At 60.7% G+C, this 20,819-nt stretch carries 20 protein-coding genes and 1 pseudogene; 17 read left to right on the forward strand and 4 right to left on the reverse strand.

The genetic code is table 11. The features are described 5' to 3' along the window. The first annotated feature begins 45 nt into the window (after positions 1–45). The 5 genes from CLU80_RS28895 to CLU80_RS28915 all read left to right on the forward strand — a co-directional run bounded on the left by CLU80_RS28895 (position 46) and on the right by CLU80_RS28915 (position 6,150). A complete protein-coding gene (locus CLU80_RS28895; protein WP_093431503.1) occupies positions 46–978 on the forward strand; it encodes an AraC family transcriptional regulator in 933 nt (310 codons plus the stop codon). A gap of 77 nt (positions 979–1,055) precedes the next feature. Continuing rightward, a complete protein-coding gene (locus CLU80_RS28900; RefSeq protein WP_064118102.1) occupies positions 1,056–1,511 on the forward strand; it encodes a (2Fe-2S)-binding protein in 456 nt (151 codons plus the stop codon). Beyond that, positions 1,511–3,763: a xanthine dehydrogenase family protein molybdopterin-binding subunit gene (locus tag CLU80_RS28905; protein ID WP_099759176.1), complete on the forward strand. Its 2,253-nt coding sequence runs from the start codon at positions 1,511–1,513 to the stop codon at positions 3,761–3,763. Before CLU80_RS28900 ends, CLU80_RS28905 begins: the two co-directional genes overlap by 1 nt. Before the next feature lie 17 nt (positions 3,764–3,780). After that, a complete protein-coding gene (locus CLU80_RS28910; protein WP_099759177.1) occupies positions 3,781–5,133 on the forward strand; it encodes a c-type cytochrome in 1,353 nt (450 codons plus the stop codon). Between the two features lie 12 nt (positions 5,134–5,145). Beyond that, positions 5,146–6,150 (forward strand): XdhC family protein, encoded by a 1,005-nt coding sequence (locus CLU80_RS28915; RefSeq protein ID WP_099759178.1) that lies wholly within the window; start codon positions 5,146–5,148, stop codon positions 6,148–6,150. Between the two features lie 9 nt (positions 6,151–6,159). Here the strand turns inward: CLU80_RS28915 and CLU80_RS28920 are convergent, their stop codons facing one another. Then, complete coding sequence (locus tag CLU80_RS28920; RefSeq protein WP_286079801.1) at positions 6,160–6,747, reverse strand: TetR/AcrR family transcriptional regulator; 588 nt, start codon at positions 6,745–6,747, stop codon at positions 6,160–6,162. Between the two features lie 223 nt (positions 6,748–6,970). On the opposite strand from CLU80_RS28920, the gene CLU80_RS28925 reads away from it, so the two are divergent. The 9 genes and pseudogenes from CLU80_RS28925 to CLU80_RS28965 all read left to right on the forward strand — a co-directional run. Continuing rightward, positions 6,971–7,759, forward strand: coding sequence for an SDR family NAD(P)-dependent oxidoreductase (locus CLU80_RS28925; RefSeq protein ID WP_034154110.1), 789 nt, complete (start codon positions 6,971–6,973; stop codon positions 7,757–7,759). A 107-nt stretch (positions 7,760–7,866) separates the two neighbouring features. Then, complete coding sequence (locus CLU80_RS28930) at positions 7,867–8,865, forward strand: NADP-dependent oxidoreductase (RefSeq protein WP_099759432.1); 999 nt, start codon at positions 7,867–7,869, stop codon at positions 8,863–8,865. A 118-nt stretch (positions 8,866–8,983) separates the two neighbouring features. Then, positions 8,984–9,796 (forward strand): DUF1206 domain-containing protein, encoded by an 813-nt coding sequence (locus CLU80_RS28935; protein ID WP_099759180.1) that lies wholly within the window; start codon positions 8,984–8,986, stop codon positions 9,794–9,796. Between the two features lie 116 nt (positions 9,797–9,912). Further along, positions 9,913–10,815 (forward strand): bestrophin family protein, encoded by a 903-nt coding sequence (locus CLU80_RS28940; protein WP_093431486.1) that lies wholly within the window; start codon positions 9,913–9,915, stop codon positions 10,813–10,815. 316 nt (positions 10,816–11,131) lie between these two features. Then, a complete protein-coding gene (folE, locus tag CLU80_RS28945) occupies positions 11,132–11,689 on the forward strand; it encodes a GTP cyclohydrolase I FolE (protein ID WP_034154114.1) in 558 nt (185 codons plus the stop codon). Between the two features lie 81 nt (positions 11,690–11,770). Next, entirely contained in the window at positions 11,771–12,313 is a 543-nt protein-coding gene (locus CLU80_RS28950) for a DUF3833 domain-containing protein (protein WP_093431483.1), read from the forward strand. Next, positions 12,310–13,020, forward strand: a complete 711-nt coding sequence (locus tag CLU80_RS28955; RefSeq protein WP_099759181.1) for an SDR family NAD(P)-dependent oxidoreductase — start codon at positions 12,310–12,312, stop codon at positions 13,018–13,020. Before CLU80_RS28950 ends, CLU80_RS28955 begins: the two co-directional genes overlap by 4 nt. 14 nt (positions 13,021–13,034) lie before the next feature. Next, complete coding sequence (locus CLU80_RS28960) at positions 13,035–13,340, forward strand: DUF6482 family protein (RefSeq protein WP_093431477.1); 306 nt, start codon at positions 13,035–13,037, stop codon at positions 13,338–13,340. A 42-nt stretch (positions 13,341–13,382) separates the two neighbouring features. Further along, positions 13,383–13,496, forward strand: a pseudogene (locus CLU80_RS28965) (LysR substrate-binding domain-containing protein); the annotation flags it as partial. 26 nt (positions 13,497–13,522) lie between these two features. Here CLU80_RS28965 and CLU80_RS28970 read toward each other — a convergent pair. After that, entirely contained in the window at positions 13,523–14,491 is a 969-nt protein-coding gene (locus CLU80_RS28970) for an NAD-dependent epimerase/dehydratase family protein (protein ID WP_099759182.1), read from the reverse strand. A gap of 92 nt (positions 14,492–14,583) precedes the next feature. Between CLU80_RS28970 and CLU80_RS28975 the strand changes: the two genes are divergently transcribed. The 3 genes from CLU80_RS28975 to CLU80_RS28985 all read left to right on the forward strand — a co-directional run bounded on the left by CLU80_RS28975 (position 14,584) and on the right by CLU80_RS28985 (position 19,524). Further along, positions 14,584–15,471: a LysR family transcriptional regulator gene (locus tag CLU80_RS28975; protein WP_099759183.1), complete on the forward strand. Its 888-nt coding sequence runs from the start codon at positions 14,584–14,586 to the stop codon at positions 15,469–15,471. A 263-nt stretch (positions 15,472–15,734) separates the two neighbouring features. Next, positions 15,735–18,140 carry a glucose/quinate/shikimate family membrane-bound PQQ-dependent dehydrogenase gene (locus CLU80_RS28980; RefSeq protein WP_099759184.1) on the forward strand — a complete coding sequence of 802 codons (2,406 nt, stop codon included), beginning with the start codon at positions 15,735–15,737 and terminating at the stop codon, positions 18,138–18,140. Positions 18,141–18,225: 85 nt separating this feature from the next. Further along, the gene (locus CLU80_RS28985; protein ID WP_099759185.1) at positions 18,226–19,524 is read left to right on the forward strand and encodes a carbohydrate porin; all 1,299 of its coding nucleotides are present in this window, start codon (positions 18,226–18,228) and stop codon (positions 19,522–19,524) included. Between the two features lie 63 nt (positions 19,525–19,587). Here the strand turns inward: CLU80_RS28985 and CLU80_RS28990 are convergent, their stop codons facing one another. Further along, positions 19,588–19,842, reverse strand: coding sequence for a hypothetical protein (locus tag CLU80_RS28990; RefSeq protein WP_175559574.1), 255 nt, complete (start codon positions 19,840–19,842; stop codon positions 19,588–19,590). Between the two features lie 166 nt (positions 19,843–20,008). Then, positions 20,009–20,656, reverse strand: coding sequence for a hydrolase (locus CLU80_RS28995; protein WP_099759186.1), 648 nt, complete (start codon positions 20,654–20,656; stop codon positions 20,009–20,011). Positions 20,657–20,819: the final 163 nt, after the last annotated feature.

The raw sequence follows: 20,819 nt of genomic DNA on the forward strand, positions 1-20,819 counted from the left end.
CGTCTCGCGCGCGGATTAGAGTTCGGTCAACAGGAGTGACCCGACATGATCCCTACCCCTCTGCCCCAGGAATCGCCTTTGGCGTTGAACATCGACCCGCGTGTGAGCGCGCCGGGTGACTTCGCCACAGCCATACCCGGGCTGTCGCTGTTTCGTCGCGACCAGCCAGCGCCGCCCGTGGTGTGCATGATCGAACCCAGCCTGATTCTCGTCGGTCGCGGCGAAAAGCGCTTGTGGGTCGGTGGTGAGGGCTACAGTTATGACCCTTCACGGTTTCTGGTGACGTCGCTGGACCTGCCCGCCAACTCCGAAGTGATGCTCGCCAGTCCCCAACAGCCTTGTGTCGGCCTCGTGCTGAAACTGGATGTGAGCATGCTCGCCGAAGTCATCACCAAGAGTGGCTTGCCGGCCAAGCGTCAGCCAGCAACGGGCACGGGCGCCGCGATTGGCAGCCTGTCGTCCGCGCTGGAGGGCGCACTTGATCGCCTGCTGGCATTGCTCGATGAACCCGAGGCGATCCCGGTGCTGGCGCCGCTGATTCTGCGCGAAATCCACTATCGCTTGCTGCACACCGACCAAGGTGCGCGGCTGCGGCAGATCACGGCCGTCGATGGCCAGGGTTACCGCATCGCCAAGGCCATCGACTGGCTCAAGGTCAACTACACCGATGCCCTGCGCATCGACGATCTGGCCGCGCGAGTGCAGATGAGCGCGCCGACCTTTCACCATCATTTCCGCCAGCTCACCGGCATGAGTCCGCTGCAGTACCAGAAATGGCTGCGGCTCAACGAGGCCCGCCGTCTGATGCTGGTAGAACGCCTCGACGTTTCGCGAGCGGCGTTTGCGGTCGGCTATGAAAGTCCGTCGCAGTTCAGCCGCGAATATGCCCGGCTGTTCGGCACCGCGCCGAGTCGTGACATCGCCCTTTTGCGCGGGCAGCCATTCGAGGCAGAAGCGCTCGGCACCGTCGCGAATTGAACGAACACCGGTGATGCGCCTCGCCGCGCGTCTCCGCTCATAACAATGCACGTCAACCGATGATCAGCGGGTGAATCATGGAACTACGAATCAACCAGAAGACCTATCAGGTCGATGCCGACGCCGATACGCCCTTGCTGTGGGTGATCCGCGATGATCTGGGCATGACCGGGACCAAGTACGGCTGCGGACTGGCGCAATGTGGCGCCTGCTCGGTGCTGGTGGATGGCAACGTCGTGCGCTCGTGCGTCACGCCGGTGGCCGGTGTGGTCGGCCGCGAGGTCACCACGATTGAGGCCATCGAAAGCGATGAGGTGGGCAAACGAGTGGTCTCGACCTGGGTCGATCTGCAGGTCGCGCAGTGCGGCTACTGTCAGTCCGGGCAGGTGATGGCCGCCACTGCGCTGCTCAAACAAAACCCTAAACCGAGTGACGCGCAGATCGAGGCAGCGATGGTCAATCTGTGCCGCTGCGGAACGTACAACGCCATTCATGCCGCCGTGCATGAGCTGGCCGGCAAGGGAGACGCGTGATGAACGTTCGAATCGACCCTTCACTGCAAGCCTCAGCACTGGATCTGCACGAACCGATCAATGTTTCGCGTAGACGTTTTCTCACCGGTACCGCCGTCGGCGCACTGGTCCTCGGCTTCGGCCTGCCGCTGGGTGCGACGCGCGTGCAAGCTGCCGTGGCAACGGCGACGGCTGAGCGCGGCACGCAGGTGCCGGCGTTTCTCGAGATTCGTCCGGACAACCGCGTGCGTCTGCTCTGCCCGTTCATGGAAGGCGGGCAAGGTACGTTCACCGCAATGGCGCAGATTGTCGGTGAAGAACTGGATGCCGACCCGGCGACCTTCCTGGTCGAAGCGGCGCCGCCCGGCGAAGCCTATGTGGTGTTGGAAAACGGCATGCGCATCACTGGCGGCAGCATGTCGGTGCGCATGAGTTACCCGGTGATGCGCCGCCTCGGCGCCCTCGCCCGCGCCATGTTATTGCAGGCGGGCGCGCAGCAACTTGGCGTGCCGGTAAGTGAATTGACCACCGAGCCAGGCAAAGTCGTGCACGCCAAGTCGGGCCGCTCGCTGGCTTACGGTGAACTGGCCGAGCGCGCGATGGATCTGCCGGTTCCCGATCCGGCCTCCGTGAAGCTGCGTGATCCGAGCCAGTTCCGCTGGATCGGCAAACCGGTGAAGCGCCTCGATGCTTACGACAAGTCCACCGGCAAGGCGCTGTACAGCATCGATCTGAAGGTCGACGACATGCTCCATGCCGCCGTGCAACATGCCCCGCGCCTGGGCATGACCGTGGGTAACCTGCGCAACGAAGAGCAGGTCAAGGCGATGAAAGGCGTGCATTCCGTGCATCGTCTGCCGGGTGCCGTGGCGGTGGTCGCCGAGCGCTGGTGGCACGCCAAACGTGCCGTCGAGGCGATTCAGGTTGACTGGCAAGAGCCAACGGCCGACAGCAAAGTGCGGCCGATGCCTGCTGACTTTTCCAGCGATGCCTGGTTCAAGCGCCTCGCTGAAGATAAAAGCCCGGCCAAAGATGATGAAAACGAAGGCGACGTGGCGGCGATTCTCAAGGAGACCAAGACCCGGATTGACGCCACTTACCACAACCAATACCTGAACCACGGCCAGTTGGAGCCGCCTTCGGCACTGGCCCGATTCAACCCGGACGGTTCGCTGGAAGTCTGGTTGCCGAATCAGGCGCCGGACATGTTCCGCGCCGACATTGCCAAACGCACAGGGCTGGATCCGTCACGCATCACCTTGCATTCGCCGCTGCTGGGTGGCTTCTTCGGTCGGCATTTTCTCTACGATTCGGCCAGTCCCTATCCGCAGGCGATCGCGCTGGCGAAAGCGGTTGGCCGTCCGGTCAAACTGATCTGGAGTCGCGAGGAAGAGTTCCTGCGTGACGTGCTCCGTCCCGTTGCTGCGGTGAATTTCCGTGCCGCACTGGACAGCGACGGCTGGCCGCTGGCAATCGAAGCGATCAGTGCCACCGAAGGGCCAACCGAAGCGCTCGCTGGCAAGCAAGGTGAAAAGCTCGATCCGACGGCGCTTGAAGGTTTGTCCGGCAAGTCCTACGCAATCGCCAACAAGCGCATCGCGCAGATCTATGTCAAAGGCCCGGCGATGCTCGGTTACTGGCGTTCGGTGGGCAACTCGCTGAACGACTTCTTCTATGAATCGTTCCTCGATGAGCTGGCCGACAAGGGCGGCAAAGACCCGTTCGATTTGCGCCTGCATCTGTTACGCGACAACAAACGCCTGACCACTCTGCTGCAAGCGGTGGGTGAACTGTCCGGAGGCTGGAAGCGCGGGCCGTTTACCGCCGAGGATGGCAGCAAACGTGCGCGCGGCGTGGCCATGGCTTCGCCGTTCGGTACCGAGACGGCGGTGATCGCCGAGGTGTCCATCGAGAACGGCCAGGTCAAGGTGCACGACATCTGGCAGGCGATTGACCCGGGCAGCATCGTCAACCCGGCGATTGTCGAGGCGCAGGTCAATGGCGCCGTGGCGCTAGGGCTGTCGCAAACCCTGGTGGAAGAAGCCGTGTGGGTGGATGGCAAACCCCGGGCGCGCAACTACGACTTGTATCCGATTCTGCCGCCTGCGCGGATGGCGCGGGTCCATGTGCGTGTGGTCCAGAGCGGGGAAAAAATGGGTGGCATCGGTGAACCGCCGCTCCCTGCGGTCGCGCCCGCCGTCGCTAACGCGGTGGCAAGGCTAACCGGTCAGCGGGTGCGCAGCCTGCCCATGAGCCGACACACCTTCACTTGATCAGCGCCGGAGCGTCCATGAATAACAGCCGATTCGCAAGAACCGCTGGCTGGCTGGCAGTGCCGTGCCTGGTCGCGGCAGGCCTGCTGGCCTGGTATGTCACCCGCGAGCCCGTCTCGCGCCTGGAAAACCATCAGATCGCCGTGGCCGACATCGACCCGGCGCTGGTCGCGCGTGGCGAATACGTCGCCCGGCTCAGCGATTGCGTGGCCTGCCACAGCGTGCCGGGCGGCGCGCCGTTCGCTGGCGGTCTGGAAATGGCCACGCCGCTGGGCTCAATCCATGCGACCAATATCACCCCGGACACGGAAACCGGCATCGGCCACTACAGCCTGGCGGACTTCGACCGGGCGGTGCGCCACGGCGTAGCACCCGACCGTCGCCGTCTGTACCCGGCGATGCCCTATCCGTCCTACGCCAAGCTCAGTGACGATGATGTGCGTGCGCTGTATGCGTTCTTCATGAAAGGCGTGGCGCCGGTGAAACAGGCGAACATCCCCAGCGCGATTCCGTTTCCGCTGAACCTGCGCTGGCCGATTGCGCTGTGGAATGGCGTGTTTGTCGACGCCGAGCCCTACGTAGCCAAACCGTCGCAGGATGAACAGTGGAACCGTGGCGCTTACCTCGTTCAAGGCGCCGGACATTGCGGCAGTTGCCATACGCCGCGCGGCCTGGCGTTCAACGAGAAGGCACTGGATGAGGCCGGCAAGCCGTATCTCGCTGGTGCGTTGCTCGATGGCTGGTACGCACCGAGCCTGCGTGATGATCACAACACCGGGCTGGGCCGCTGGAGCGAACCGGAGATCGTCCAGTTCCTCAAAACCGGTCGCAACCAACATGCGGTGGTCTACGGCTCGATGACCGAAGCATTCAACAACTCCACGCAGTTCATGAACGATGAGGATCTGACCGCGATTGCCCACTACCTGAAGTCCTTGCCTGGCGACCGCCAGCGCGATGGCGAGCCTTGGCAGTATCAAGCGGTTTCGGCGGCGCAACGTCTCGACTCGCCCGGTGCTCACACCTACGTGACGCGCTGTGCTTCCTGCCATGGTCTGGACGGCAAGGGCCAGTCCGAATGGATGCCGCCGCTGGCCGGCGCGACTTCTGCACTGGCCAAGGAAAGCGCCTCGGCGATCAACATCACTCTGAATGGTTCGCAACGCGTGGTGGCGGCCGGCGTGCCGGATGCCTACCGCATGCCGGCCTTCCGCGAGCAGTTGTCGGATCAGCAGATCGCCGAAGTGCTGACCTTCATGCGCAGCACCTGGGGCAACCAAAGCACTGCGGTTGATGCGCAGACGGTGGGCAAACTGCGTGAACACACCGATCCGGCCAGCAGCAGCCCGATCATTCTGCAGATGCGCTAAGAGGAGACACTGATGGAAAGCATCGACTTGCTGGTCCTGCGCACAGCGCGGGACTGGCTTGCCGCTGGCGAGCGTGTGTTGCTCGCCACGGTGGCGCGCACCTGGGGTTCTTCACCACGGCCGACGGGGTCGATGATGGCGTTGCGTGACGATGGTCGCGTGGTGGGCAGCGTGTCTGGCGGCTGCATCGAGGACGATCTGATCCATCGCTACACCACGGCCCATGGCGGCAGCGCTTTCAGTGGCAGCACGCCAGAAGTGGTGCGTTATGGCGTCAGTGCCGATGAGGCGCATCGCTTCGGCTTGCCCTGTGGCGGCACGCTTGAACTGATCCTTGAGTTCAACCCGGCGTGGCAGTCTCTTGATCAGCTGCTGACGCAACTGGACGCCGGGCAACTGGTTCGCCGTCGCCTGACGCTGGAGTCCGGTCAGGTCACAGTTGAATCTACCGCAACGCCGGAACAGTTCAGCTTCGATGGCGCGCAGATGCTCAACACCTTGGGGCCGGGCTATCGAATGCTGATGATCGGTGCCGGCGCGCTGGCCGAGTATCTGGCGACCATGGCTTTGTTCAACGGTTTCAAGGTGGCAGTGTGCGATCCGCGTCCCGAGTACATCGAGACTTGGGCGGTAGACGGTGTGGAGCGCATTGTCGGCATGCCGGACGACGTGGTCCGCGACTTCGCGGTCGATCTGCGCACCTGCATCGTCGCCTTGAGTCATGACCCCAAACTCGACGATCTGGCCTTGCTCGAAGCGCTCCACGGCCCGGCGTTCTATATCGGCGCCATCGGCTCGCGGCGCAACAGCCAACTGCGCCGAGAACGCCTGATTGAACATTTTGGTGAAACCGAGACGTCGCTTGAGCGGCTGCACGGGCCGATCGGTCTGTACATTGGCAGCAAGACGCCTGCGGAAATCGCCGTCAGCGTGATGGCCGAGATTCTTGCGGCGAAGAATGGCGCCCAGCTGCCGCAAGCATTTTCCATCGCCAGGGCCAAAGCGCTCGCCGAATGAGCCGCGCTGCTACTCTGCGACGGCGTTTTCGGTCGGCAACGAAGCGAGCATTTCTGCGCGGCATACCTCAAGAATCTCGTCTGCCAGCGCGGAATCATCCGGGCAGGCACGCGACAGGATAATCGCGCCGACGGCCCGCGACAGCAGGTCAATCATCTTCTTGCGCCCCTCACCCACCTCGGCATCCGGCGCTGTCGGGTATTTCTCGCCCAGGGTTTGCAGGGTGTGCTCAATGCCCTCGGCAAACGTCGCTTTCACCTCATCCGACTGACGCGCCGCGTCGCCGCCCAACGCGGCCATGGTGCAACCGTCGCTGCGTCCGTCGCGATGTTCTCTGTTCACATAGACGTTGATAAAGCCCGGAACATCCAGCGCTTGGGCGCCAGTCAGCGATTTGGCCAGACTGCACGCCGAAGCTTCGGCCATCAGGTCGGCTTTCGACCCGAAGTGTTTATAGAAACCACCATGGGTGAAACCGGCGGCCGCCATGAGGTCCGCCACGCCGACGCCGTCAAAACCGCGCTCGCGGAACAGCTCTGAGGCGGTTTCAACGATGTGCTCTCGATTGGCCTGCGCCTGGGCCTTGGTCACTCTCACGTGCAATACCTCGTGTTTCCGGGGAAATCCTGCGTCCGATGATACATAGATGTTGGCCATAATCAAAACCGTTGACAGTTTAGATTTAGATCATCATCCTAATTGCTCGCAACAACGATCTTCATCAACGGGCACGGAACAACATCAATCGTCGCTGACTGAATCAAGCATCAGCGCAAGCTAAGCGCGTTCTGTTTCTCACACCCTCAAAGAGAGATAAACCATGAGCACTCGCCCTACTGTTCTGATCACTGGCGCCTCCACCGGCATCGGCGCGGTCTACGCCGAACGCTTTGCGCAACGCGGCCACGACCTGGTACTGGTCGCCCGCGATCAGGCGCGCCTGGATGCACTGGCTGCGCGCTTGCGCAGCGAACACGACGTCGCCGTCGATGTGATCCCGGCGGACCTGACCCAACCGGGCGATCTGACCACCGTTGAAAACCGCCTGCGCGACGATGCCCGTATCGGCGTCCTCGTCAATAACGCCGGCGCGGCGCTGTCCGGCCATTTCGTCGAGCAAAGCACCGATAAAGTGGCGCAACTGGTCGCCCTCAACACCACCGCACTGGTGCGGCTTGCCAGCGCCATCGCTCCACGCCTGGCCAAGGCCGGTGACGGTGCGATCATCAACATCGGTTCGGTGGTGGGCCTCGCACCGGAGTTCGGCATGACGGTCTACGGCGCGACCAAGGCTTTTGTGCTGTTCCTGTCGCAAGGTCTGAGCCTGGAACTGTCGCCTCAGGGCGTCTACGTGCAAGCCGTCCTGCCCGCCGCCACGCGCACGGAGATCTGGGATCGCTCCGGCGTCGACATCAACACTTTGAGCGAAATCATGGAGGTGGGTGATCTGGTGGATGCTGCGCTCGTCGGCTTTGATCGTCGCGAACCAGTGACCATTCCGCCGCTGCACGAAGCAGAGCGCTGGGATGCCCTGCAGGGCGCACGGCTGGGCCTGATCGGGCAAATCCGCCAATCTGAGGTTGCCCAGCGCTACCAGACGCCAGAGTGATCTTCAGCTAGCGAGCATGCTCGGCGCATTCGATGCAGTCACAAGGCGCTGCATCGAATCCGCAACGCAGCGACTACCATCCGTACACCGACAAGAGCCGCACCTCGATGAAAGCTTTTTTGATTGATCGCTATGGCAAGCACCCCGGGCGCATGGGCGAAACGCCTGCCCCCGCAGTGGGTCCCCACGACGTCTTGATCGAGGTCCATGCCAGCAGCGTCAACGTGCTGGACTCGAAGATCAGCACCGGCGAATTCAAGTTGATCCTGCCCTACGCGTTTCCATTGATTCTGGGCAACGATCTGGCAGGCGTGGTGACTGAAGTCGGCACGCAAGTGACACGCTTCAAACCGGGAGACGAGGTGTACGCCCGCCCGCCGGAAGCACGAATCGGTACCTTCGCCGAGTTGATCGCCGTGAACGAAAATGCGATTGCCCTGAAACCGGCCAATATCGACATGGCACAGGCTGCTTCCCTGCCCTTGGTGGCACTGACTGCCTGGCAAGTGCTGGTCGACACCGCCCAGCTGAAAAAAGGCCAGAAAGTACTGATTCACGCCGGCTCCGGTGGCGTCGGCACCGTCGCCATTCAGCTTGCCAAACACCTCGGTGCCTTTGTCGCCACAACCACCAGCACCGCGAATGTCGAATGGGTCAAGGCGCTAGGGGCTGACGTGGTGATCGACTACAAACAGCAGAACTTCGAAAGTGTCTTGCACGACTACGACGTGGTGTTGAACAGCCTCGGCGCCGATGTCCTGGAGAAATCACTCAAGGTGCTCAAGCCCGGTGGCCAGCTGATTTCCATCTCTGGGCCACCCACCGCGCAATTCGCACAGGAGCAAGGTTTGTCCTGGCCCTTGCAGCAGGTCATGCGCTTGCTGAGCTTCGCTATTCGGCGCAAGGCACGCAAGCGTGACGTCAATTACGCGTTCGTGTTCATGCGCGCCAACGGCGCCCAACTGCAACAAATCAGCTCGCTGGTTGCGGCCGGCATCATCAAACCGGTGATTGATCGAACGTTCCCCTTTGAATCAACGGCCGAGGCGTTGAGTTACGTCGAGCAGGGCCGCGCGAAGGGCAAGATCGTTGTTTTGATCAAGTGAAGATTCCGGCTATTGCTGAATTATCCGTAGAAACCAGCTCACTGCGTTCTTCGACAGGTCATAGAACCCCTCCCGGCAAGAAGGGTCTGCTCTCTTATAACCTCTCAGGAATCCCCCCATGTCCGCGCAACGCAACCTTGTCCTCCTCGCTCGGGGAGGCTATGCCGCTCGAGGAATGCTTTATCTGATCATCGGTATCTTTGCGTTGCTGGCAGCCCAGGATTCGACTAAACCGAAGGACAGCCACAAGAGTCTGGAAGCCTTGCTGGCTCAGCCATTCGGCTATTTTCTGGTTGGACTTGTCGTGGCGGGACTGCTCGCATTTGCCGCCTGGCGTGTTCTGCAGGCAACGCGTGATGTCGATCATCACGGCACAAAACTCAAAGGTCTGGTGATTCGCACAGGGCTGTTTGTGGGAGGTCTGGTGAACGGTGCTCTGGCGTTCTTTGCATTGGGCCTGCTCATCAGCGGGATTAAAAGCTCGGGCAATTCCGCAGGACAAACCAAAGACTGGCTGGCGCATCTTCTGTCCTGGGAACACTCGAACTGGCTGGTGTACCTGATCGCCCTCGTGCCGCTCGGTGTAGGCATTGCTCACATCATCAAGGGCTGGAAAGCGTCGTTCGAGAAGTATTTCGAGGCCGACGAAGAGGTCATGCGCTACGTCCGCCCGGTCTCGCGGTTTGGTCTGATCGCGCGCGGCGTCGTGTTTATCGAGATCGCATTGCTGCTGGCAATCAGCGGCTCTACCTATCAAGCCATGGATCCCCCGGGTATGAAAGAAGCGCTCGATGCACTGCAGAATCTACCCGCTGGCTGGCTGATCTTGATGGTAATAGCCTTGGGGCTGATGGCGTTCTCGGTCTACAGTCTGTCGGAAGCTTGCTGGCGCAAGATCAATATGGATGTGCCAGGCGTATCGAGCACATAGCGTGTAACGTCTTTGCCGATGATCACCCGGGCGCTGCATCGATGAGCGAACCTTTGTCCCGAAAACAGCGTCCGAGCTAAAGCGTTAACGCTTACCGCTCGCCACGAGGTTTCCGTTTGAAAGCTGCCATCGTCAGAAAATACCGATTGATCATCAAAACGCTGGGCTACGTCGGCTGGGCCTTGTTCTGGCTTTTGCTCTGGGACATCGCTGTCACTGTCGACTTCATGTTGTTTCTCAACACCAAGCTGAATTTACCCCTCATGCCCCTGACTTTATTGGGTTCGGCGTTGATTGTGTTGATCAGTTTCCGCAACAGCAGCGCCTACAACCGCTGGTGGGAAGCAAGGACGCTGTGGGGGGCGATGATCAACAACTCGCGCAGTTTCGCCCGGCAGGTGCTGACGTTGCTGGATGACGCTGACAACGAGGTCAATCCGGTCAAGTCGACTCTATTACGCCGCCACGTCGCCTATGTGAATTGCCTCGCAGCGCATCTGCAAGGCCAGCCTTGCCCTGAGGAAGTCCGCGCGTTCATTCCCGCCGAGGAGTTCGCCCGCAGCGGCACCACCAATAACTTTGCCAACGATATCCTCACCGGCTCGGCGACTTTGCTCGCGCGGGAATACAAGGCCGGGCGCCTCGACAGCATTCGCCTGGCGCGGTTGGAATCGACGCTGGTGGACCTGTCCAACAGCCAGGGTGGCATGGAGCGAATTGCCAATACGCCGCTGCCCTACCCTTATGTGTATTTCCCACGGCTGTTTATCTCGCTGTTTTGCCTGATCGTCCCGGTCGGTCTGGTGGAGTCGCTGGGCTGGTTCACGCCGCTGGCGTCGACCGTGGTGGGCTTTATGCTGCTGGCCATCGAGCGCATCGGCACCGACCTGCAAAGTCCGTTTCGCCACAGCGAGCATCAGATTCAGATGGAAGCGCTGTGCGAAACCATCGAGAAGAATCTGCAGTCGATGCAGCGTGACTCCCTGGGTGACGTGCGCAGGCTTGCAGAGAACGTTTGAGGTGCAGTAATCGGGAACCGTCAGGATGTCTGACGGTTCCCGAATCAATCAGAACGCCGCACAACATCGCTTGTTATCGCACCGCGCTCACACATTTCCCCGAGCGCTCATCGTCATTCCCCCTCTGCTTCCCGCTCCTCGCGGTCTCACATTTTCCGATGTGAGGTTTTCGCATCTGCATAAAAAAGATTGCCGATTCATTGTCAGGTGATTTTTTTCAGCCTATCTTCAATAAAACCTATACAAAGCACTTCATCGCGTACAACTCTTTCGCTATGGATTGGCCCCACGCACAGCACTGCCGCGAGCACCTTGAATGAACCCACTATTAGCCAGCCATTACCGTGAAATTCTCGTCGGCGTCGGTGAAAACCCCGAGCGCGAAGGTCTGTTGGACACACCCCAACGCGCCGCCAAAGCGATGCAGTATCTGTGCAATGGCTACACGATGAGCCTGGAAGACGTCACCAACGGTGCCCTGTTCGAGTCGCAGAGCGATGAAATGGTGATCGTCAGCGACATCGAGCTGTATTCCTTGTGCGAGCACCACATGCTGCCCTTTATCGGCAAGGCACATGTCGCGTACATCCCCACCGGCCGGGTGCTGGGGCTGTCGAAGGTCGCGCGGGTGGTAGACATGTTCGCGCGGCGCCTGCAGATCCAGGAAAACCTCACGCGACAGATTGCCGATGCCATTCAGCAAATCACCGATGCCGCCGGTGTCGCGGTGGTCATTGAAGCCCGGCACATGTGCATGATGATGCGCGGCGTTGAGAAGCAGAATTCGGTCATGACCTCCTCCGTGATGCTGGGTGCTTTTCGGGACAGTTCGACGACACGGCAGGAATTCCTGCAACTGATCGGGCGGCGATAAAGCTATACAGGAGACAGTCACTGTACAAGCCGCCAGTTCGAATCTCACCCTCTTCACTCGTGCGTTTCAGGGAGTTAGGCAATGACCCGATTTCTGCTGTTACTGACACTGGCACTCAGCGTCGCAAGCTGCGGCAGCGTGGATGTTGCCCGTTATGCCGAGCAACAACCGGCCTTGGACCTGCAGCGTTTTTTCAGCCAGCCCGTCAAAGCCTGGGGAATGTTTCAGAAGCGCAGCGGTGAGGTGGCCAAACGTTTTGAGGTCAACATCGTCAGCCGGCGTGAGGGTAACAACCTGATTCTCGACGAGCGCTTCCTGTACAGCGACGGCACCCGCCAACGTCGCGTCTGGACCCTCACGCCCGAAGGCCAGGGGCGTTGGAGCGGTCGCGCGGCTGACGTAGTGGGTGTCGCCGAGGGCCAGGTCGCGGGCAATACGCTGCACTGGCGTTATCGCCTGAACCTGCCGGTCGACGACTCGACTTACGAAATGAGCATGGACGACTGGATGTACTTGATGGACGAGGACACGTTGATCAACCGCACCAGCATGTCCAAGTTCGGTGTAGAGGTCGGCCAAGTGACACTGTTCTTCCGTCGCCAAGGCGCGGGAGTCAGCGAGTGAACCGCGCATTGACCCTGGCCTCGTTTGGCGATGGTTATCGCGCGCTGGTGATCGGCGCCAGTGGCGCCCTCGGTACAGCCTTTTGCCAACGGCTGAAACAGGATTCGCGCTGTGCCGGCGTTCGCGCGCTGGGGCGCCGTACCCTCCCCGCGCTCGACCTTGAACGACCTGAAACGATTGCCAGCGCCGCCGCCGAACTGGCAGGCGAAGCGCCGTATCAACTGATCATTCACGCGGCCGGTCTGCTCCATCGTGACGGGATCAAGCCGGAAAAAAGCTTCAGCGCGATCGAGCCGGAGGCGCTGCAAACCGTGTTTCAAGTGAACACGCTGGGACCGGCATTGGTGTTGCGTCATTTCCTGCCACTGCTCGATCCTCGGGGAGCGATGGCGATGCTTTCGGCCAAGGTCGGAAGCATTGGCGACAACCGATTGGGCGGCTGGTACGCCTACCGCGCTTCCAAGGCTGCGCTGAACATGCTGATCAAGACCGCCGCCATCGAACTGGCACGCACGCGCCCGCAGAGTCGCTTGCTCAGTCTGCACCCGGGCACGGTGGTGTCGGGGTTGTCGCAACCTTTTCGCGGCGCCTCCAGCGCGCGTCCGGCAGACGTTGCCGCTGAACAGTTACTGACCTTGATTGACCAGTTGACGCCGGCCGACAGCGGCCATTTCTTTGCCTACGATGGAGAACGCCTACCCTGGTAGGCAAGGAGTGAAGCATGAACCTGCAAGCCCTCACCGAACGTGCGGCCAACAGTGAAATACGCGAACTGGAGCTGCTGTCACTCGAAGGTGGTTTTTATCTGGCGCGGATCCGCCTGGATCACGGCCAGTTCACCTTGCTGGATGACGCGGCCAAGCCGATGCACCTGCGCTCGATCACTCACCTGCGGGACTTGCTACAGACCGTGCCGGCCTTTCCCTGCGTACTGGTGCAGCAATGCGTGCACGACGAAATGTGCGGGCGCGATTCAGGGCCTGTCGAAGAGCTGCGCATTCCGTTTTCGCTCACCACGCCGGCATGAGTCGGACACTGTCGTTCAACTCGCAATCAGCGCTGGCGGCCAGACGGATTCCCACGCTGGCCTGACGTGACCTGTCATCTGTGGATACGCCCCAATACCGTGAAGCCGTTGGTACGCCGGGCGTATGAGCTGATCTGGAGCCGTCAGGCGCGTGGCGCATTTCCCGCCAGGCGCGGCTTCATTCAATCCAGGCAACCCAGAACTGCCAGCGTTGCTTCGACAGCCTCATCCAGCGGCGTGTGCGGCTCACGACCCAATGTCGCCAGCAAGCGCGCGCCGCTCAAACGCACCGGCTCGTTCCACAGGTAGCGCATCTCCTGCATTTCGCGAAAGGTTTCGACAACGGGTGACAGCACGCTGATCAACCACCACGGGAAGGCTTTGATCTTCGGCGCCTTGCCGCTGCGTTTTGCGACAACGCGGCGGATGGCTTCGGCCATTTGCCGACCGTCCGCATCCCAATGACCCGCCATATGAAAGGTTGCAAAAGGATCAAGGGTCTGGCGACGCTCCAGCAGTTGCACCATGGTGTTGGCGACATCGGGCAAATAGGCCCACTGGTTGCCGATGCCCTTGGCACTCGGCAGGAGCACGCGGGCCACCGTCCTGCCCGGTTTGATCAAGCCTTGGGAAAACCAGTTATTGCCCGGTACCGGCCCGAAAAAATTGCCGGCGCGCACAATGATCACGCGGCAGCCTTGAGTGCTGGCGGCGCGCAGTCGTCGCTCAAGTTCCACTCGCAAGGCGCCTTTGCGGGTCAAAGGTTGTTGGGGCGAATCCTCGTGCAGCAGTGGAAAGGCATCCGGCCCGTAGTTGTAAACGGTGCCCGGCAGGACAATCGTCGCGCCTTGGGCAATGGCGGCGGCGATGGTGTTGTCGAGCATGGGCAACACCTGCTGGTCCCAGCCACGATACCCCGGCGGATTGACCGCATGGACGATGGCCGAGCATCCCTGCGCAGCGGCCATGACCTGCTGACGATTCATCGCGTCACCGTCGAACCAAGTAATGCCTTCCAACCCTTGGTTTCGCGGACGGCCACCGCGACGCAATGCACACACTTCCCAACCGGATTCGCGCAACTTGCGCGCCACCTCACCGCCAATGCCACCGGTTGCCCCCAAAACCAAAACGCGCCGACTTGTGATCATGTTACCGCCCTCTCGATGGAATGAGAGAAGTCTGAAGGCGCTCATCACTCTATGAAATTGCCTAATTTCGGCGACCCGCTATACATTTATGCATGGACAATAACATTAGCTGGGAACTGTACCGCTCCTACCTGAGCGTGTTGCAGGAAGGATCATTGTCGGCCGCCGCGCGGGCACTGGGTGTTGCCCAGCCCACGGTCGGGCGCCACATCGATACGCTCGAGCAGCAACTGGGCGTAAGCCTGTTTACTCGGTCACAACAAGGCCTGTTGGCGACAGAAGCTGCGCTGGCACTCAAGCCTTTCGCCGAAGCCATGCGCGCCAATGCCGCTGCACTGTTGCGCGCCGCCGAGGCACAAGGGAGCGCAGTCAGAGGAACGGTGCGCATCAGCACCAGCGAGGTGGTCGGCGCAGAAGTGCTGCCCCCGGTGATTGCCGGACTGCAAAGCCGCTACCCGGAACTGAAGGTGGAGCTGGTGCTGACCAATCGCGTGCAAGACCTGTTGCATCGTGAGGCCGATATCGCCGTGCGCATGGTCGCCCCCGAACAGGGCTCGCTCATTGCCCGACGGATCGGCGACATCGAACTGGGCCTGCATGCCCACCGTCGCTACCTCGATGCGCGCGGCACTCCGCAGACACTGGAAGCACTCACCGATCACGCACTGATCGGGTTCGACCAGGAAACGCCCTTTCTGCGCAGCGCCAGACACTGGTTGCCACAATGGCGGCGCGAACACTTCACCTTGCGCACTGACAGTGATCTGGCCCAACTCGCGATGATCCGCGCTGGTGTGGGCATCGGCGTGTGCCAGGTGCGAGTGGCGCAACGTGACCCCGAACTGGTGCGCGTACTCGCCCAAGCCTTCAAACCCCGACTGACCACCTGGCTGACCATGCACGAAGATTTACGCAGCAGCCCGCGCTGCAGAGTGACCTTCGAAGCCCTGCTCGCAGGACTTGAGCTATATGTGGGCTAAGCTGGTTTTAATGCCGTGGGTCGGCTGATCTTTAAGGCCAGGTTGAACACGGCACAACGAAAGAGCTGTCATAACCGGCTTTTTTTCTGACACAAATGCGTTTTTTGCAGACATTCAAAAGCTCAGCTGAACCCCATGAGACTGCCAGTTTCGGCTCAGGCGCGTTATCGAAGAACCAACAACGCTTTATTACTGAATTAGTGATTTAACTAGGTAGTTACCTAACTATATAATGCCCTCCTCATTTCAACGGGACATTCAACGTGAAGCAGAGTCAACGCCTCTCGGGCATATCAAAATTCATTCTGGTCGGGCTGGGCGTCGTCATCGCCCTGCTCGGCTTGGCGCTGGCTGCGGGCGGCGTGAAGTTGGTCAGCCTGGGAGGCTCGTGGTACTTCCTGGTGGGTGGCTTGGTCATGGCCGTTTCCGGTCTGCTGATCGCGCGCTACAAGCCAGCCGGTGCCTGGTTGTTTGCCGCGTTCCTGGTCGGAACAGCGATTTGGGCAGTGAGCGATGCCGGGCTGGTGTTCTGGCCGGTGTTCTCGCGCCTGTTCATGTTCAGCGTGATCGGCCTGGTCGTGGCGCTGGTTTATCCTCTGCTCAAGCGTGCCAACGGCAGTGTTGCAGGTCGCGGCGCTTACGCTGTGGCTGCGGTGCTGGCGGTCGGCGTGGTTGTGGCGGCTGGCAACATGTTCGTCGCGCACCCGACCGTTGCCGCCACCGGCACTGGCCCGGGCCTGACCCCGGTCGAGCCGGACAAGGCGCAGAAGGACTGGGCGCACTACGGTAATACCGAAGGTGGCAGCCGCTTCGCCGCGCTGGACCAGATCAACCGCAACAACGTCGACAAGCTGAAAGTCGCGTGGACCTACCACACCGGCGACGTCGCCGAGAGCGATGGCAACGGCGCTGAAGATCAGCTCACCCCGCTGCAGGTTGGCAACAAGGTGTTCATCTGCACCCCGCACAACAACCTGATCGCGCTGGATGCCGACACCGGTAAAGAGCTGTGGAAGAACGCGATCAACGCCCAGTCGAAAGTTTGGCAGCGTTGCCGTGGCATGGCCTACTTCGACGCCAGCGCTGCCATTGCTCAGCCAGCCAATTCGAAAATCATCGAAGCCAAACCAGCGCCGGCCGCCAATTGCCAGCGCCGTCTGCTGACCAACACCATCGATGCCCGTTTGATCGCGGTTGATGCTGACACTGGCGAGTTCTGCCAGGGTTTCGGCAACAATGGCCAGGTCGATCTGAAGGCCGGTCTGGGTGATGTCCCGGACAGCTACTATCAGTTGTCGTCCGCTCCGTTGATGGCCGGAACCACCGTGGTGGTTGGCGGTCGCGTGGCTGACAACGTGCAGACCGACATGCCCGGCGGCGTGATCCGTGGTTTTGACGTGATGACTGGTGCCATGCGCTGGGCCTTCGACCCGGGCAATCCGCAGGATAAAAAGGCGCCGGCAGACGGCAGCACCTATGTGCGCAGCACGCCGAACAGCTGGGCACCGATGTCCTACGACCCGGCGACCAACACCGTGTTCCTGCCGATGGGCAGCTCGTCTACCGACATTTATGGTGTCGAGCGCAGCAAACTCGATCACACCTACGGCGCTTCGATCCTCGCGCTGGACGCCACCAGTGGTGAAGAACGCTGGGTGTTCCAGACCGTGCACAACGATCTGTGGGACTTCGACCTGCCGATGCAGCCGAGCCTGATCGACTTCACCAAGGACGGTAAAACCGTACCGGCCGTGGTCATCGGCACCAAGGCCGGGCAGATCTACGTGCTCGACCGCGCCACCGGCAAACCGCTGACCGAGGTTAAAGAAGTCCCGGTCAAAGCGGCGAACATCCCGAACGAACCGTACTCGCCTACTCAGCCAAAATCGCTGGGCATGCCGCAAATCGGCGCACAGCACCTGACCGAATCGGACATGTGGGGCGCGACCCCTTACGACCAGTTGCTCTGCCGCATCGACTTCAAAGGCATGCGTTACGACGGCTTGTACACCGCGCCGGGCACCGATAAATCGCTGAGTTTCCCGGGTTCGCTAGGCGGCATGAACTGGGGCAGTATCTCTACTGACCCGGTACACGGTTTCATCTTCGTCAACGACATGCGTCTGGGCCTGTGGATTCAGATGATCCCGTCGCAGAACCAGGGCAAGGCCGCTGGCGGTGGCGAAGCGCTGAACACCGGCATGGGCGCCGTGCCGTTAAAAGGTACGCCGTACGCGGTGAACAAAAACCGCTTCCTGTCGGTAGCCGGCATTCCGTGCCAAGCACCACCGTTCGGCACACTGACCGCGATCGACATGAAAACCCAGAAAGTCGCCTGGCAGGTTCCGGTCGGTACCGTTGAAGACACCGGTCCACTGGGCATCCGCATGCACCTGCCGATCAAGATTGGTCTGCCAACCCTCGGCGGCACCCTGTCGAGCCAAGGTGGTTTGATCTTCATCGCCGGCACCCAGGACTTCTACCTGCGCGCGTTCAACAGCGGCAACGGTGAAGAAGTCTGGAAAGCACGTCTGCCAGTCGGCAGCCAAGGTGGTCCGATGACGTATGTTTCGCCGAAAACCGGCAAGCAATACATCGTCATCACCGCCGGTGGTGCCCGCCAGTCGACCGATCGCGGCGACTACGTGATGGCTTACGCCCTGCCGTAAACCAAGGTGTTCACGTAAAGCGCGGCACCTTCGGGTGCCGCGCTGCTTTCCCCCTATTGCTCAAGTTTTTTGCAGGAAGATTTACATGCTATCGGCTGTTGGTTTTTCCCGTTCCGACCTGTTCAAAGGCCTGTTGCTGGGCCTGACGTGCACCACCGCTCTCCCCGCGCTGGCCGACATCGATTCCGATCTATTGACCCGCAGCACCCTCAGCGGTGACTGGGGTGGCTTGCGTCACCAGATGGATGAGCAAGGCATCAAGTTCACCGGCGACTACAGCGGTGAAACCGCCTACAACGCCGACGGCGGCCTGCATCGCTCGGCGCGTTACTCGCAGAACATCAAGCTCGGCGTGCAGTTCGATCTGAGCAAGTTGTACGGCGTCGACAATGCCGGCAAAGTCCAACTGACCATCAACGACCGACGCGGTAACAGCGCCTCGGAAGACCTCGTCGGCAACCGCTTGCCGATTCAAGAAAACTACGGTGGCCTGTACACGCGCCTGACCGAACTGAGTTACGAGCGCACGCTGTTCACTCCAGCGCTCAATGTGAAACTCGGCTACATGGCCATGGGCAACGACCTCGGCGGCCTCGACAGCGGCATTCTGTGCAACTTCATGAACGCTGGTTTCTGCGGCCATCCGCTGAACATGTCCGGCGGCAGCGGCTGGACCAACTACCCCAATGCGCGCCTCGGTGTGCGGGTGAAATACGACCTGTCGTCGTCGTGGCAACTGCGCGTGGCCGCGTTCAACGTCGACCCCGAGAGCAACGGCAACTCCAGCCGCGCCTGGCACCTTGATCCGAAACACACCACCGGCACCGTGGTGCCGATCGAGCTGGTGTACAAACACGCGGGCGCCCTGCCCGGCGAATACAAGCTCGGCTACTACTACGACAGCTCCGACGTAAAACGCATCGGCAGCGACAAAGAAGTGTCCGGTCGCGGCGGTCATTATCTGCTGATCGACCAGGCCGTCTGGAGTTCGTCGACGTCCGAAGGCCGCAGCTTGCACGCGTTCGGCCAATACTCGGCGGCCAGCGAAGCGGCGTCACCGTTCAGCAAGTGGTACGGCACCGGCGTGGTGCTGTACAAACCGTTCGAAGGTCGCCCGCGTGACACCGTTGCTCTCGGTTACGGCCGCGCCGTGCCGAACCCGCGCAGCCGCGATGTGCAGCAGGACGCCGCATTGAACAACGGCACGGCGTTCCCGAACCTGGACAGCGCCGAGCAACTGATCGAACTCGGCTACGGCTATCAGGCCACGCCCTGGCTGACGCTGCGTCCAAATATGCAGTACATCATCGAGCCGGGCGCGTTTTCCGGGCAGGACATCGACAATGCGCTGGTGATTGGTTTGCAGGTCAAAGCGGCGCTCTGATCTCCAAATAGCAGACAATAAAAAACCCGGCTCGAATTGCCGGGTTTTTTCTTGCCTTCAAGATCACTTTTTCTTTTTGGCCGGCTTATCAGCCTTCTTCGAATCCTTGGCCTTCTCAGGCTTGCTGTCGGCTTTTTTCGCCGACTTCTTGGGCTCGGCGTCTTTCTTCTTGTCTTTCTTGTCGGAAGACTTTGAAAGCGTCGAAGCTGCCGCTGATTTCTTTTCTGGTGATGACTTTTTGTCTTTCAGATCCTTGCTGGCTTTCGAAGCGTCACCTTTGTCTTTGCTTTTCTTTTCGTCTTTAGCCACGTTGACCACCTCTCGGAGTGTGCCGTTATTGACACATCGCCTGTGCGATTGACCACAAGCTAATCATTAGGCGAGCGGCTCCGACAGCGGTTCAGATTATTTTCAAGCGTTGAAACAGGCCAAATGAAGGCAGCGCCGGCTATCGCCCACGCCACCTTCAGCAACACCTCGTGAATCAGGCCTTGTTGCCCGCTGCTTCCAGCGCCTTTTCAGCATTGAAACCGTCGAAGTTTTCGAACACGCCCATAAAGCCTGGCACGGTCACCTCGCGCGCCCAGTCGCGCTGCAGTTCGCAGTACATCTGTACCCGGCTGATAAGCTTCGCCCCCGCCTGCTCCATTCGGCGCAACGCTGCCTCGTGTGCGGCGAGCGACGTGCCGCCCACCGCATCGACCGGCACGTAAACTTCATAGCCTTCCTGAATGGCGTCGAGCACCGGGAAGGTCAGGCAGGCTTCGGTCCACAGCGCGGTCATGATCAGTTTCTTGCGCCCGAGCGCTTTGACTGCCTGCTTGAACCCGGTGTCCTCCCAACTGTTGATCGACGTGCGGTCATAGGTGGGCAGATGGCCGAGTACCGCTTGCAACGCTTGAATCGGCGGTTTGTTGCGACCGGTCGCGACATTGACGGTCGAGTGGATGATCGGCAGGTTGTAGTTGAGCGCCGCCTTCGCAACGCTGGTGATATTGAAGACCAGTTCATCCCGTGGCATCGAGCGGATCGAAGACACCTGAACCGGTTGATAGTCGATGATGATCAACGCTGAATTTTCGGGCGTCAGGAGTTGATCGGTGTGCGGGTTACGGATGGGTTCGCTTGCCATTTGCAGGTCCTTTTGTCTGGGTAACGCACGTCGGTAAAACGGCCGGAGCCCGTGCGGCTAATGGTTCCAGAATGCACGCGAGTGACGCCGTGCCTGGAAAACCCATTGTGCTGTTCCCCTATTCGCAGCAGTAGTAGCATCCCGAGGCGAACTGTGTCGCGCC

This window comes from Pseudomonas sp. 29 (assembly GCF_002754355.1).
Taxonomy (GTDB): domain Bacteria; phylum Pseudomonadota; class Gammaproteobacteria; order Pseudomonadales; family Pseudomonadaceae; genus Aquipseudomonas; species Aquipseudomonas neuropathica.

Excerpts from the sequence above, each read along its gene's own strand:
- CLU80_RS28970 (WP_099759182.1), bottom strand. The coding sequence starts at position 14,491 with ATGATCACAAGTCGGCGCGTTTTGGTTTTGGGGGCAACCGGTGGCATT.
- CLU80_RS28910 (WP_099759177.1), top strand. The coding sequence starts at position 3,781 with ATGAATAACAGCCGATTCGCAAGAACCGCTGGCTGGCTGGCAGTGCCG.
- CLU80_RS28985 (WP_099759185.1), top strand. The coding sequence starts at position 18,226 with ATGCTATCGGCTGTTGGTTTTTCCCGTTCCGACCTGTTCAAAGGCCTG.
- CLU80_RS28900 (WP_064118102.1), top strand. The coding sequence starts at position 1,056 with ATGGAACTACGAATCAACCAGAAGACCTATCAGGTCGATGCCGACGCC.
- CLU80_RS28925 (WP_034154110.1), top strand. The coding sequence starts at position 6,971 with ATGAGCACTCGCCCTACTGTTCTGATCACTGGCGCCTCCACCGGCATC.
- CLU80_RS28975 (WP_099759183.1), top strand. The coding sequence starts at position 14,584 with ATGGACAATAACATTAGCTGGGAACTGTACCGCTCCTACCTGAGCGTG.
- CLU80_RS28950 (WP_093431483.1), top strand. The coding sequence starts at position 11,771 with ATGACCCGATTTCTGCTGTTACTGACACTGGCACTCAGCGTCGCAAGC.
- CLU80_RS28935 (WP_099759180.1), top strand. The coding sequence starts at position 8,984 with ATGTCCGCGCAACGCAACCTTGTCCTCCTCGCTCGGGGAGGCTATGCC.
- CLU80_RS28905 (WP_099759176.1), top strand. The coding sequence starts at position 1,511 with ATGAACGTTCGAATCGACCCTTCACTGCAAGCCTCAGCACTGGATCTG.
- CLU80_RS28995 (WP_099759186.1), bottom strand. The coding sequence starts at position 20,656 with ATGGCAAGCGAACCCATCCGTAACCCGCACACCGATCAACTCCTGACG.
- CLU80_RS28930 (WP_099759432.1), top strand. The coding sequence starts at position 7,867 with ATGAAAGCTTTTTTGATTGATCGCTATGGCAAGCACCCCGGGCGCATG.
- CLU80_RS28960 (WP_093431477.1), top strand. The coding sequence starts at position 13,035 with ATGAACCTGCAAGCCCTCACCGAACGTGCGGCCAACAGTGAAATACGC.
- CLU80_RS28895 (WP_093431503.1), top strand. The coding sequence starts at position 46 with ATGATCCCTACCCCTCTGCCCCAGGAATCGCCTTTGGCGTTGAACATC.
- folE (WP_034154114.1), top strand. The coding sequence starts at position 11,132 with ATGAACCCACTATTAGCCAGCCATTACCGTGAAATTCTCGTCGGCGTC.
- CLU80_RS28915 (WP_099759178.1), top strand. The coding sequence starts at position 5,146 with ATGGAAAGCATCGACTTGCTGGTCCTGCGCACAGCGCGGGACTGGCTT.